Origin of the sequence: Alcaligenes sp. SJTW-7 (genome assembly GCF_047716895.1) — a bacterium.
GTDB classification, from domain to species: Bacteria; Pseudomonadota; Gammaproteobacteria; order Burkholderiales; family Burkholderiaceae_B; genus Alcaligenes; species Alcaligenes ammonioxydans.
The window spans coordinates 116,791-128,986 of record NZ_CP136682.1; the positions used below are offsets into that span (position 1 = coordinate 116,791).

The 12,196-nt window shown below is 57.9% G+C and carries 10 protein-coding genes; 2 read left to right on the forward strand and 8 right to left on the reverse strand.

Going from position 1 to position 12,196, the window contains the following annotated elements:
- Nucleotides 1-21 precede the first annotated feature (21 nt).
- Genes RSQ48_RS00515 through msuE form a run of 3 tightly spaced genes read right to left on the reverse strand, consistent with a single transcriptional unit; the run spans nucleotide 22 to nucleotide 2,617 of the window.
- The gene (locus RSQ48_RS00515; protein WP_003800595.1) at nucleotides 22-876 is read right to left on the reverse strand and encodes an amidohydrolase family protein; all 855 of its coding nucleotides are present in this window, start codon (nucleotides 874-876) and stop codon (nucleotides 22-24) included.
- Nucleotides 873-2,033, reverse strand: coding sequence for an FMNH2-dependent alkanesulfonate monooxygenase (gene ssuD, locus RSQ48_RS00520; protein WP_003800593.1), 1,161 nt, complete (start codon nucleotides 2,031-2,033; stop codon nucleotides 873-875). The genes RSQ48_RS00515 and ssuD overlap by 4 nt, the downstream gene beginning before the upstream one ends.
- Entirely contained in the window at nucleotides 2,030-2,617 is a 588-nt protein-coding gene (gene msuE / locus RSQ48_RS00525) for an FMN reductase (protein ID WP_415302032.1), read from the reverse strand. Before msuE ends, ssuD begins: the two co-directional genes overlap by 4 nt.
- 468 nt (nucleotides 2,618-3,085) lie before the next feature.
- Here msuE and RSQ48_RS00530 point away from each other — a divergent pair, with 468 nt between their 5' ends.
- A complete protein-coding gene (locus tag RSQ48_RS00530) occupies nucleotides 3,086-3,598 on the forward strand; it encodes a 2,4'-dihydroxyacetophenone dioxygenase family protein (RefSeq protein ID WP_003800590.1) in 513 nt (170 codons plus the stop codon).
- Here RSQ48_RS00530 and RSQ48_RS00535 read toward each other — a convergent pair.
- From RSQ48_RS00535 to RSQ48_RS00555, 5 genes are all read right to left on the reverse strand, one after another.
- On the reverse strand, nucleotides 3,595-4,602 hold the full coding sequence (locus RSQ48_RS00535; RefSeq protein ID WP_301606322.1) for an AraC family transcriptional regulator: 1,008 nt from the start codon (nucleotides 4,600-4,602) through the stop codon (nucleotides 3,595-3,597). The genes RSQ48_RS00530 and RSQ48_RS00535 overlap by 4 nt on opposite strands.
- Nucleotides 4,603-4,946: 344 nt before the next feature.
- A complete protein-coding gene (gene modD, locus RSQ48_RS00540; protein WP_415302033.1) occupies nucleotides 4,947-5,849 on the reverse strand; it encodes a ModD protein in 903 nt (300 codons plus the stop codon).
- Nucleotides 5,846-6,511: a molybdate ABC transporter permease subunit gene (gene modB, locus RSQ48_RS00545; RefSeq protein WP_201024862.1), complete on the reverse strand. Its 666-nt coding sequence runs from the start codon at nucleotides 6,509-6,511 to the stop codon at nucleotides 5,846-5,848. Before modB ends, modD begins: the two co-directional genes overlap by 4 nt.
- Nucleotides 6,511-7,221: a molybdate ABC transporter substrate-binding protein gene (gene modA / locus RSQ48_RS00550; protein WP_059318391.1), complete on the reverse strand. Its 711-nt coding sequence runs from the start codon at nucleotides 7,219-7,221 to the stop codon at nucleotides 6,511-6,513. The genes modB and modA overlap by 1 nt, the downstream gene beginning before the upstream one ends.
- A gap of 271 nt (nucleotides 7,222-7,492) precedes the next feature.
- Entirely contained in the window at nucleotides 7,493-9,658 is a 2,166-nt protein-coding gene (locus tag RSQ48_RS00555) for a malate synthase G (RefSeq protein ID WP_003800583.1), read from the reverse strand.
- Nucleotides 9,659-10,672: 1,014 nt separating this feature from the next.
- Between RSQ48_RS00555 and RSQ48_RS00560 the strand changes: the two genes are divergently transcribed.
- Nucleotides 10,673-12,175 (forward strand): AMP nucleosidase, encoded by a 1,503-nt coding sequence (locus RSQ48_RS00560; RefSeq protein WP_003800581.1) that lies wholly within the window; start codon nucleotides 10,673-10,675, stop codon nucleotides 12,173-12,175.
- Nucleotides 12,176-12,196 lie beyond the last annotated feature (21 nt).

Genomic DNA, 12,196 nt, shown 5'->3' on the forward strand with positions numbered 1-12,196 from the left:
TGGTTCCTCAGATCGAAATTATTACGAGAGTTGAAACAGCCTGGCCGCATTGTCATAAAACAGCTTGTTCAGAATTACATCCTTGAAACCCAGCTGCTGGAAGTCCTCAATACTCTGGCGAATCGGGCGGAAGGTATAGGACGAACCAAACAGCAATTGCTCGGACAGGAAGCTATTGGCTGCCTGCACATAGCCCTCATTGCCTGGCTGGAAGATGTACATATCAGGCACCAGATGCACGTTCTCGTGCAGAAAGGCCAGGCCTATGGCCTGCTGTACATTGGGCCAATAGCCGTGATAGACCACTAAAGGCAGATCCGGGAAGGCTTTGGCCACTTTGGCCAGCCCGGCCGGGTCGTTGTAGCGCGGGTCCGGCGTGGTGGGGCCACTCATCAAAAAGACGGGTACTTTCAGGTGGCGCGCCAGTTCGTAAACGGGCCAGTAAACCGGGTCATCGGGGTGACGTGCTGGAACACCAAAACCCGGCTCGATATCAATGCCGGACAAGCCCAGCTCCTTGATGGCGCGTTCTGCCTCGGCCAGGGCCTCCTGCTCGCCTTGCAGAGCCGGGTCTATACCGGCAATGCCCAGCAATGCTTCGTGCCCATGCACGATCTGGTGAATGGTGTCGTTGGGCAAATGTTGTGATGGCGTGTGGCGGCCGACGACGACCGCTTTGCTCAGCCCGGCCTGGCGTACTTCTTCCAGAAATCCTTCCTGACTCAGCGATCTTTCAAAGTGGGTATCGCTGCCACGAGTGCCGACACGGCGATTCAGCCAACGCGCAGTGGCATGTTCCGGTGAGCCGGGTTCGGCTCCGAAAAACTTGTGCAGAAAGGCAGGTCGGCAGCGTAGATCGATTATTTTTTGGCTCATGATGCAGAAGAAAGTTGCTGGTTTTGAACGCCGCGCGCGTCAAAGGCGCCACCGGTCTGGGCACGATCACGGACGGTGACGGCACGCTTGCCTAGAAGGGGAAACACCAGCTCGGCAAAGCGGATGGACTCTTCCAGATGCGGATAGCCCGAGAGCACAAAGGAGTCCGCGCCCAGGTCCATGTATTCCTGCAAGCGCTGGGCCACGGTCTGGGCATCGCCTACCAGGGCGGTGCCTGCTCCGCCGCGTACCAGCCCTACGCCTGCCCACAGATTGGGCGAGACTTCCAGTTGATCGCGTCGGCCACCATGCAAGGCGGCCATGCGTTTCTGGCCTACCGAGTCCATGCTGGCGTAATTGGCCTGCGCCTTGGCAATGTCCTCGTCCGTCAATTTGCTGATCAGGCGATCCGCCTCGGCCCAGGCTTCCTCATTGGTTTCGCGCACGATTACGTGCAGGCGTACACCCAGCCTTACTGTGCGGCCACGGGCGGCGGCACGACGGCGGATGTCCTCAAATTTCTTGCCCACCGCAGCCGGGGGCTCGCCCCAGGTCAGGTAAGCATCGACGTGCTCGGCAGCCAGCTCGTGTGCGGCGTCCGAGGAGCCACCAAAGTACAAGGGCGGATAGGGTTTTTGCACGGGCGGGAAGAAGTTGCGGCCATTCTCCACCTTGAAGTGCTTGCCCTGAACATTCACGGTGTCGCCAGAGAGCAATTGACGCCAGATCGTCAGATATTCATTGGCGTATTCGTAGCGGGAATCATGGTTCAGAAATACGCCTTCGGCTGCCAGTTCGGTGGCATCGCCGCCAGGCACCACATTCAGCAGCAAACGGCCATGCAGGGCCTGGTCCAAGGACGCTGCCTGACGTGCGCTGGCGACTGGCGCGCCCAAAGAGGTGCGCAGGGCCACCAGCAGCTTGATGCGCTGGGTAACAGGAACCAGGCTGGCCGCCACCACCCAGGGGTCCAGGCAAGAGGCGCCGGTAGGAATCAGCAAGCCGTCGTAGCCCAGGTTCTCGCTGGTAACGGCAATGCTGCGCAGATACTCGTTAGTGGGGGCGCGGCCAAAGTCGGATTTGCCCAGGTAACGGGTGTCGCCCGAAGTGGGCAGGAACCAGAAAATATCGGGCGTGGTGGAGGTAATTTGGCTCATGCTGCCTGAGCCTCCAGAACGATATTTTTCAGCGGCAAACGCGCCTGAATGCTGCGCAGCACCGGCACGGCCAGATCAACAGTGCGTTGAATGTGCTGTTGCAGGGTGGTGCTGCTGACTTCGCCATCCTGAATCTCCTCGGGCGTGGCATAGACCCCGATGGGTAGGGTCAGGGACTGGAAGAAGCTGAACAGGGGCCGTAGCTGATGTTCGATGACCAGGGCATGGCGTTGGCTGCCCCCCGTGGCGGCCAGCAGCACGGTGGTGCCGTTCAGGGCATTCATGTCGACCAGATCGAACAGGTGCTTGAGCAGGCCCGGAATGCCTGCGCGAAAGATGGGCGAACCCACGATCAGAAAGTCGGCCTGTTCAATGGCCTGGATGGCCTGATGCGCATGGGTGGGCAAGGCGTCGGTGGACAGGGCCGCACCCAGTTCGGGCAGCAGACTGAGCAGCTCGATGTGTTGCACGTCCAGTGCCAGTTGATCGTTCAGTGTGTCACGCAGCGCATCCAGCAGCACTTGGGTGCGGGAGGGACGATGCAGGCTTCCATTCACAATAACGGTTTTCAGAGGGCGGCTCATGGCAATTCCTTGCAGTGAAATCAGGACAAGGTGCCGACAGAAAACGGGGGCACCTGTGCGAGTCAATGTCTGGTATTACATGCCTGATCGTTGCTGCCACGAAAGACAATTCGCTCATGTGTTTATGGCTGACCTGCGCCCTTAGTCTTTTGATTTGCTTATGAAAATCAGTATGCTTGAATGTGAAAAAATGTGCTGCCAAGTGGCATACCCTTGAACCGCGATGCAAACCTTATGAGGTATCAGGCAAAAGACGGGAGCACAGATTTTGAGCGGTGCGTTTGGGGTGCGGACAGACAGGTCTGATGCAGGAGTGCCAGAATTGGATAGTGGGCCATCTGCTTGTGCCAGAGTTGGATAGTTTGGCGGCAAATGAATTTTTAGAATAAAAACAGGCCAATCAGGAGGGATTGGCCCCCGACTGTGTGGCAAACACAGCGGTTTTTATTTCCAAGAGAGAGACAAACCATGACTCAACACAGCCCCCCGCCCTATATCGAAATCGAAAAGCGTATCGACAAGGTACGCGACGAATACGCTCTGGTTGAAGGCCACTTCGATACGTCTGAAGAAACCTCCCCCTGGATTCCTTTCGGCCCCAATATCTGGTTGCGTCATCTGAGCTTTGATATTCGCAACAACACCTCGGTGCACATTATGCGTGCCGACAAGGGTGGCTCCCTGGGTCGTCACCGTCACCGCGCCGTGGTGACCGGCTACATCCTGTCCGGCAGCCTGCGTTACGAGGAATACGATTGGGTGGCCCGTGCCGGTCATTACATCCACGAAAGCCCCGGTCGCACTCACACCCTGGTGTCGGACGAAGGCATGGAAACCCTATTTCACCTGGGCACGCCCATTGAGTTCCTGGACGAGAACGACAACATTCTGGAAATTATTGACGTGTTCTGGATGATCGACCACTACACCAGCTACTGTAAGAAGCACAATCTGCCCATCAACCAGTCCATGTTTATCTAAGACGGTTTGAGGCTTGTGTGCCGGGTCTGCCCCGTTTGATGGGGCAGTTCCTTGAAGCGCTGTTGATAGTAGGCAGAAAAGCGGCCCAGATGCCCAAAACCATGCGCCAGTGCGACATCGGTGACGTTGGGGCGGGGACGGGTTTTCAGAACCTGATGAGCGGCATCCAGTCGCACATTACGCACCCAGTTCATGGGAGATAGCTGATAGTGGCGACGGCACAGCAGATGCAGGAAGCGGGGACTCACACCTGCTGCCTGAGCCAGATCATCCAGCGAGATGTTGCTGTGCAAATGCGCCAGCACATAGTTCCTGGCCTGGAGTAGACGCATTTTCCCTGCCCGGGCTGCGGCTCCCATGGACTCATCCACCAGAGCCTGGGCAGCCTGTTCATCGGCGGGATGACACAGCAGGAATAAGGCCAGGCTGCTTTCAATATGCTGCGTCCAGCTGGCTGAGCGGTCGCCGTTCTGCGCCGGGAGCAGAAGCAGGTGCTGGATGAGGTTGGCCCATTGCGGGCCCCTACAGGGGTCCAGCTTGTAGACACAGCCTCGGGTCATGCCCTCTTGTGCCAGAGTCTGATGCCCCACACCATCAAACAGGCTGTAGGGGATTTTCACGATCAACTGTTCGCAACCGGCTTGCCACAAGGTGCGCACATGATGGCGGGGGGAAACCACCGCAATATCACCCGGATAGGCAGTCAGCTTGTGATGCCCGTCGCTGATAAATTCGGCCGTGCCCTGCAATGCCATCTGCACCAGGCAGAAATCTCCAAAGGCGTCGGCCTGGATTTCCACTTCGGCGCCATAGCCCAGTTTCATTACGCTGATCTGATCAATATCACGCCGATACAGACGGGTGTTGATGCGCCCTCGGCCCCAGTTCAGGGCATGCCTGGAAATGGCTCGACTCAACGGTTGATGGGACAGCTCGGCGCTGTGTGAATGAAAGACTGGATGACGGTACAACACCGACAGATCCAGGCCATTTTCTGCCGGCATGGGGAACCCCTGTTCCAGAACGTAAGAAGGCGCGTGAACAGTGCCTAGTGTAGAAGTTGCCCGATTTGGCGGGCATGGGGGCTATCCCTTATCAGGGCAGATGGGTTTGGAAATATCCTTTATTTACAAAAGACTAACCTTTTTGGCTATTTTGTTTAAGTTTAAATAAAACTACTGGTTTCTCCATGAAGTTATCCAGGCTTGTAGGAGTCAGAGGAGGCTGCGCTTTGACCACTGCTCTTTCTGGCTCATGAAGGTGCTTTTAGCATTGTCATGGTGTGGGCATTCTCGTGCCGGCCTTTTTTTGCGACCCTGGCTGACACAGCGTGATCTGGGGTGTTGTGTCATGCCATCCCTTCCATTTTGCTCATGACAAGCGGCTCTTGCGATTGTGCTGGCTCTGTCAGGCTGACTTGCACGCCAATGTCTGCTGGTTTGGCGTAGTGCAGAATGCTGGTTACCAGAGCGTTCACGCCCGTTGCGGCATAGGCGGCGGCATTACCGGCATGAATCCCGCCCGCAGCCAGAATGGTGAGCGTAGGATGGGCCTTGCGCAATGCAGGTACGATTTGCATCAGGGTTTCGGGCGGTATCTTGTCGAACTGCACCACGTCCGCGCCCGCCTGGGCGGCGCTATAGGCTTCGCTCAGATCCGCCGCTTCGATCACGATTTTCTTCTCGCACAAGGCATATTTGTGTTGGGCAATCGCACGGCCGACTTCTTCCCAGCCGCCCATCAGTGCTCGATGCTGCGGGAAGATCAAAATAGTTTCCCCCAGGCCCAGACGATGCGGCATGGCCCCGCCCGACAGGGTGGCTTTCAAGGCCAGCTTGCGTACGCCGGGGGCATGTTTGCGGGTGGTCAGCACGGCTACCGAGGCATTGACTGTTTGCACGGCCTGCACGACTTGCTGGGTCAGGGTAGCGATGCCACAGGCAAACTCCAGCAGGTTCTGGCCGACTTTCCAGGCACGCAGCAGGGACTGAGCCGAGCCTTGGGCCAGCAGGACCGTCTGACCGGGCAAGGCTGCCACGCCGCTGGGGGTGTAGTGCTGGGTCTGCCCGCCGCAAGAGCGCACAATCTCGGCTACCTCCTCTGTGCCCGCCACGCGAATGTGCTCACGGACCACGTAACGCAGTGTGGTGTTCTGCTTGTGCAGGCCCAGCATATGGCTGGTCAGATCCAGGTAGGACGCATCCTCGCCAATCCATTGGTCGATTTGGCTTTGTTCAAAAAAAACCGTCATTGTTGATTCCCGTAGCGCCGCAGCGCCCAAAAGCAGGCTAATGCCGTCAGACCCAGTAAGCAGGACAGCGCATTGGCACAATCTGTGTTGCCATCCAGGACGGCGTTATAAATGGATAAAGACAGGGTTTCGGTCCGGCCTGCGATATTGCCCCCCACCATCAGCGATATCCCGACTTCGCCTAGCGCCCTGCCACCGGACAGGATCAGGCCCGTGGCCAGGGCGGGTCGCAGCAAGGGCAGCTCCACCCGGAAGAAGTAGGACCAAGTGCCGTGGCCCAGTGTGGCCGCGGCTTCGCGTAGCCGTGGCGACAGGCTGTTCATGCTGTTTTGCACAGGTTTGACCATTAAAGGCAGCCCGGCGATAAATGCGGCAATCAACAAGGCCGCCGGCTGAAAAACAATATTGGGCGACCAGCCGGTGGCACTGGCCAGCCAGCCTTGCCTGCCCAAGGCAAGCAGCAGCAAATAGCCGATGACAATCGGCGGAAAAACCAGCGGCAGACTCACCAGCGAATCCAGTAATCCGTGGCCCGGGAAGCGTTTTCTGGCCAGAACCCAGGCCAGTGCCAGCCCTAGCACCAGCTGTGCCGCCAGGGTGGCGGCCAGCACAGACACACTCAGGCCCAGTGAGCTGCTGGAGCAGCTCATCCAGGCAGACATTACAGACCGTGACGCTCAAGAATGGATTTGGCCGTGCCCGAGCCCAGGAACTGGGTCCAGGATTGCAGCGCGGGGTTTGCAGGACGGTTCTTGAGTATGGCCAGGCTCAGATCGATCGCGTCGTGGCAGGAGGCTGGCAGGGGCAGGATGGTGCCCAGCTTGTCCTTGTGGGCCAGCGCCTCGCTGCGGTTGATGAAACCGGCATCCACTTCGCCGTTCAGCAAATAAGCCGACACTTGCGGCAGCATGGCGACTTCAAGGGTGCGTCCATCGGCCTGGACTTTTTCACGTTCCATGCAGGTGGTGGCGGCGCGGCCATAAACCGTTTTCTTGGCATCGCCAATCGCGATGCGTGCGTAGCTGGGCTGCTGTAAATCCTGGATGGAATCAATGGTCTTGCCCTTGGGCACGGCCAGCATCAGGGCGCCCTGGCTGATGTTCACGAACTGCTGGGCAATGCCCATGGGTTCCAGAAAAAAGCGGTCGCCAATGATGGCGGCAATGTCTGGATTTTGCTCGCTCTGGGCGCGAACTTGTTGCATATTGCCAAAGCTGCTCTCTACCGTCAGGCCGGTTTCTTTATGGAAGGCTTGAATCAGTTCGGTGACGGGTTTGCGATAGCCTGCGCCGGTGGCAATCAGCAGGTCGGAAGCGTGGGCCGTGGTGGTGATCGCCAGCAGACAAGCGGCGGAAAACAGCAAAGATTTCATCGAATATCCTGTCGCTAAATTTCGTTATGAGCTTTAGTTTATAACGAGAGAGGGCTGACAGGGATGTTCGCCACGCGCCGGGGCCGGAGCCACCAGACTCAAACCTGCTTGAAAACTGGGAAAAGCGGCTTGTGCCCAGCGACGATGCACGTTTCTCGTTGCCGCAAAGCTGGAAACAGAAGGCGAAAAAAATCCCCATCCTGAACCAGTAAGATGGGGATTTGGGGGGGCACCCCCACCCGGAGTGACACTCCGGGTGACATGGTGTGCGTTAGGCTTGAGCGGCCTTGAATGCCAGACGCCATTGGTGCAGCAAAGGCTCGGTGTAGCCGTTAGGCTGTTCCAGACCTTTCAGAACCAGATCCTGAGCGGCGCGGAAGGCAAAGGAGCCTTCAAAGTTGCCGGCCATCTTCTGGTAGGCAGGGTCGCCCGCGTTTTGCTGGTCCACCACTGCGGCCATGCGCTGCAGGGTTTCAACCACTTGTTCGTGGGTAACGATGCCGTGCAGCAGCCAGTTGGCAATGTGCTGGCTGGAGATACGCAGGGTCGCGCGGTCTTCCATCAGACCGACGTCGTGGATGTCCGGTACTTTGGAGCAGCCCACGCCCTGGTCAATCCAGCGCACCACGTAACCCAGGATGCCCTGGGCGTTGTTGTCCAGCTCTTCCTGGATTTCCTTGGCGGACCAGTTGGTGTCCGTCGCCACGGGAATGGTCAGGATGCTGTCCAGGTAGTCGTTGGTGTCGCCTTCCAGACCCTTCTGGACGTCGACCACGTTGACTTGGTGGTAGTGCAAGGCGTGCAGCGTGGCAGCGGTAGGCGATGGTACCCAGGCGGTGTTGCCACCGGCCTTCACGTGACCAATCTTTTGCTCCAGCATTTCAGCCATCAGGTCGGGCATGGCCCACATGCCTTTACCGATCTGGGCACGGCCACGCAGACCGCATTGCAGACCGATCTGAACGTTATTGCGCTCGTAGGCAGGCTGCCACTCGGCCTGTTTCATGTCGGCCTTGCGCACGACGGCACCCGCTCGCATGCAGGTGTGGATTTCATCGCCGGTGCGGTCCAGGAAGCCGGTGTTGATGAACACAACACGTTCGGTGGCCTGAGCAATCGCTGCCTTCAAGTTCACGCTGGTGCGGCGCTCTTCGTCCATGATGCCCAGCTTGACGGTGTTGGGAGCCAGGCCCAGCAGGCTTTCCACACGATCAAAAATTTCGCTGGCAAACGCCACTTCGTCAGGACCATGCATTTTGGGCTTGACGATGTACAGCGAGCCGCTGCGCGAGTTCTTCTTCAGCTGCAGATCACGCATGCCGATCAGGGTGGTGACCACGGCATCCAGAATGCCTTCTGGGATTTCACGGCCTTCGCCATCCAGAATGGCAGGGTTGCTCATCAGGTGACCGACGTTACGCACGAACATCAGCGAGCGGCCAGCCAGCGTTTGGGTGGTGCCCGTCAGATCGGTGTACTGGCGATCGTCGGCCAGACGACGGGTAAAGACCTTGCCGTCTTTCTTGATTTCTTCAGTCAGCGAACCGGTAACCAGGCCCAGCCAGTTGCGGTAGGCCAGGACCTTGTCGTCAGCGTCCACGGCAGCCACGGAATCTTCGCAGTCCATGATGGTGGTCAGCGCGGCTTCCAGAACAATGTCTTTCACACCAGCCGGATCGGTCTTGCCAATCGGGCTGTTGGGGTCGATCTGCAATTCAAAGTGCAGGCCGTTGTGCAGGAATACGATGGCTTCAGGCGCATCAGGCTGACCACGGTAACCCAGCAGGGTCGAGGTGTCTTTCAGGCCGGTGGTGCCGCCATTTTCCAGGGTGACGCGCAGGGCGCCATCAGCGATGGTGTAGGAGGTTGCCTGGTCATGGCTGCCCTGGGCCAGAGGAATGGTGTCGTTCAGGAACTGGCGGCCAAAGGCGATGACCTTGGCGCCACGCACCGCATTGTAGCCACCGCCGCGCTGGGCACCGTCGGTGTCGGGAATGGCGTTGGTGCCATACAGCGCGTCGTACAGGCTGCCCCAACGTGCGTTCACAGCGTTCAGCGCGTAACGGGCGTTCATGATAGGTACGACCAGCTGGGGGCCGCCCTGCTCGGTGATTTCGGTGTCGACGTTGGCGGTGTTGACCTTGACGTTGGCAGGCGCGTCTTTCAGATAGCCGATGGAGCTCAGAAAGCGCTTGTAGGCCGGCATGTCGGTGATGGGGCCCGGGTTGGCCGTGTGCCACTTGTCCAGTTCGACTTGCAAGCGGTCGCGTTCGGCCAGCAAGGCGCGGTTTTTAGGTGCCAGATCATGGACCAGCTTGTCGAAACCAGCCCAGAAGGCTTCGGAGGAGATACCTGTGCCGGGCAGGGCTTCTTGTTCGATGAACTGATGAAGCACCTCGGCGACTTGCAATCGCTGGCAGGAGATTCGAGTGGTCATGTGTACCCTTGCTGATAGTTAAAAGTGATTCGGTACAGCGGCAGGCCACAAGGGCTCGTTCGCTGCGATTACCTGGTCAAGCGCGCTTCAGAACAGGCTGACATCGCGGGTAGATTGACCCGCGCGGCACCGGGAGACAAAGGACATCAGAGGGCGAGCACATTGCACAAGGCAAAAACCACTAAAAAACGCTAACCCATAGTAAATCAGCCTAAATGCAAGCCAATTTGCGCGATGTCGAACTATGACTCACACGCATGCCAAACACACTGCCAGGTTGAATAACGTAAATTATGAAGGACTGATGCAAGCTGGATTTAATACTCAAAGTATTAAGACTACATACTTAATGTATTTACTGGTTTTGGGCAAGTCTTATATATGAGGTAGAAGACAGTGCCTGCCCTTGCACCGGGTGATTAGCGGCCATATCCGACAAGGCATGTAAGCCACGCTCAGTTCGCCAAGCCGCTGATTTAGCGCCATTCGCACCCAATGCGGGCGTGAGGGGCAGCGATCTTGGTGGGATTTGTCACTGCCTTGGGTAAAACCTGAAATCCGCCCGAAAGCGGGATAAAGGGCCAGATTTCAAGCAGATTGATGAGTCAATTTCGCGTCAAAATCACAAATAGCTGTGTCCATCAGGCGGACAGTGGGGCTTGTGGTTCAGGCAAAAACCAGTCAGTACATTTGGGGTAGCCGCCAGGCCCCTCTTCCTTGCTCCATCCCTTGTGCTCTGGTCTGAAACCAGTCCTGGACTGTCGCTATGGCAGGGGCGGTGACTTCGGTTTATCAGCAGCCCCACGGTCAGGCTCAGACGGTGGCGGGCGGGAATCGGGTTGAATAAGCGCGACAGCACGGCGCCCCCGAAGGGAGAGAGGCGATCGGGCAAGCAAGAAGAAGGCCGGCCGGAGATGGCTGAATTTGTCATGGAGCCGTGTAGGAGGCGACACGATAAACAGCTTATGATGCTTGCAGATCTGCTTGTCTGTGTTTTCCCTTGGAATACTTGTTATGTCTGATCCCAGCGGTTTTTCCCGTATTACGTCCACGCCTGAACTGATTCCATTCACGGGTTATCTGGACGCCGGCCAGGCTTTGGAACAGTTGCGTCATATTTACGATCGCAACACCGCTTTCTTGCGTGATTCTTTTGCCCAGTGCCTGGAGACCGGTTTTCCACGCGGGCAGCGTTTCAGGGCCTGCTACCCTGCTGTACGTTTGCGAGTCGAGACCTATCAGGAAGTGGACAGCCGTCTGTCGTATGGGCATGTGGTCGAGCCTGGTGTGTACATGACCACCATTACCGCTCCCGGCCTGTATCACGATTACTTGCTGGAGCAGCTGGAGCTGCTGCTACGCAATCACGGCGTGCAGGTGGAAGTGGGCGAGTCCTCCGTGCCCATCCCGCTGCATTTCGCGCTGAACAATGGCGTGCAGTCTACCGTGACGAGTGTGCCCGAATCGCCAGGGGATACCTTGCGCGATCACTTCGATGTGCCCGATCTGGCCTATATGGACGATGCCATTGTTAACGGCACCTGGGAGCGTGTCCACAACGAGCCCTTGCCGCTGGCTCCCTTTACCGCGCCACGCATTGACTACTCTTTGCACCGTCTGCAGCATTACAGTGCCACCCGGCCCGAGTATTTCCAGAACTTTGTCTTGTTCACCAATTACCAGTTCTATGTGGACGAATTTTGCCAGTGGGCGCGTGAAGTGCTGCAGGCTGATGAGCAAGGCTATATCGATCTGGTGGAGCCGGGCAATATCATCACCCCCGCAGGTGCGAATGCTTCAACAACAGGCTCGCCCCTGGCTCGGGCGCCGCAGATGCCTTCTTACCATTTGCGCCGTGCCGATCATTCTGGCATCACGCTGATCAATATCGGTGTGGGACCATCCAATGCCAAGACCATTACCGATCACGTGGCCGTCTTGCGACCTGCTGCCTGGCTGATGCTGGGCCACTGCGCCGGTTTGCGCACCACCCAGCGTTTGGGCGATTACGTGCTGGCCCATGGCTATGTACGTCAGGATCACGTTCTGGACGAGGATTTGCCCACCTGGGTACCCATTCCTCCCCTGGCCGAAATCCAGGTCGCGCTGGAGCAGGCAGTGGCTGAGGTCGCCGGCTTGTCAGGCTGGGAGCTCAAACGCATCATGCGCACGGGAACGGTGGCGTCCATTGATAACCGCAACTGGGAGCTGCGGGATCACCACGAGCCGGTACGACGCCTGTCGCAGTCGCGGGCGATTGCGCTGGATATGGAGTCGGCCACGATTGCCGCCAACGGTTTCCGCTTCCGTGTGCCGTATGGCACCTTGCTGTGTGTGTCGGACAAGCCTTTGCATGGCGAGTTGAAACTGCCGGGCATGGCCAGCGAGTTTTACGCGCGCCAGGTTGGCCAACATTTGCATATCGGTATCCGGGCACTGGAGCTGCTGCGTGACATGCCTAAAGAAAGACTGCATTCGCGCAAGCTGCGCAGCTTTCTGGAAACGGCATTTCAATAATAGTTTGCCGGGGCCGCCTCT

Excerpts from the sequence above, each read along its gene's own strand:
- RSQ48_RS00515 (WP_003800595.1), bottom strand. The coding sequence starts at position 876 with ATGAGCCAAAAAATAATCGATCTACGCTGCCGACCTGCCTTTCTGCAC.
- ssuD (WP_003800593.1), bottom strand. The coding sequence starts at position 2,033 with ATGAGCCAAATTACCTCCACCACGCCCGATATTTTCTGGTTCCTGCCC.
- msuE (WP_415302032.1), bottom strand. The coding sequence starts at position 2,617 with ATGAGCCGCCCTCTGAAAACCGTTATTGTGAATGGAAGCCTGCATCGT.
- RSQ48_RS00530 (WP_003800590.1), top strand. The coding sequence starts at position 3,086 with ATGACTCAACACAGCCCCCCGCCCTATATCGAAATCGAAAAGCGTATC.
- RSQ48_RS00535 (WP_301606322.1), bottom strand. The coding sequence starts at position 4,602 with ATGCCGGCAGAAAATGGCCTGGATCTGTCGGTGTTGTACCGTCATCCA.
- modD (WP_415302033.1), bottom strand. The coding sequence starts at position 5,849 with ATGACGGTTTTTTTTGAACAAAGCCAAATCGACCAATGGATTGGCGAG.
- modB (WP_201024862.1), bottom strand. The coding sequence starts at position 6,511 with ATGTCTGCCTGGATGAGCTGCTCCAGCAGCTCACTGGGCCTGAGTGTG.
- modA (WP_059318391.1), bottom strand. The coding sequence starts at position 7,221 with ATGAAATCTTTGCTGTTTTCCGCCGCTTGTCTGCTGGCGATCACCACC.
- RSQ48_RS00555 (WP_003800583.1), bottom strand. The coding sequence starts at position 9,658 with ATGACCACTCGAATCTCCTGCCAGCGATTGCAAGTCGCCGAGGTGCTT.
- RSQ48_RS00560 (WP_003800581.1), top strand. The coding sequence starts at position 10,673 with ATGTCTGATCCCAGCGGTTTTTCCCGTATTACGTCCACGCCTGAACTG.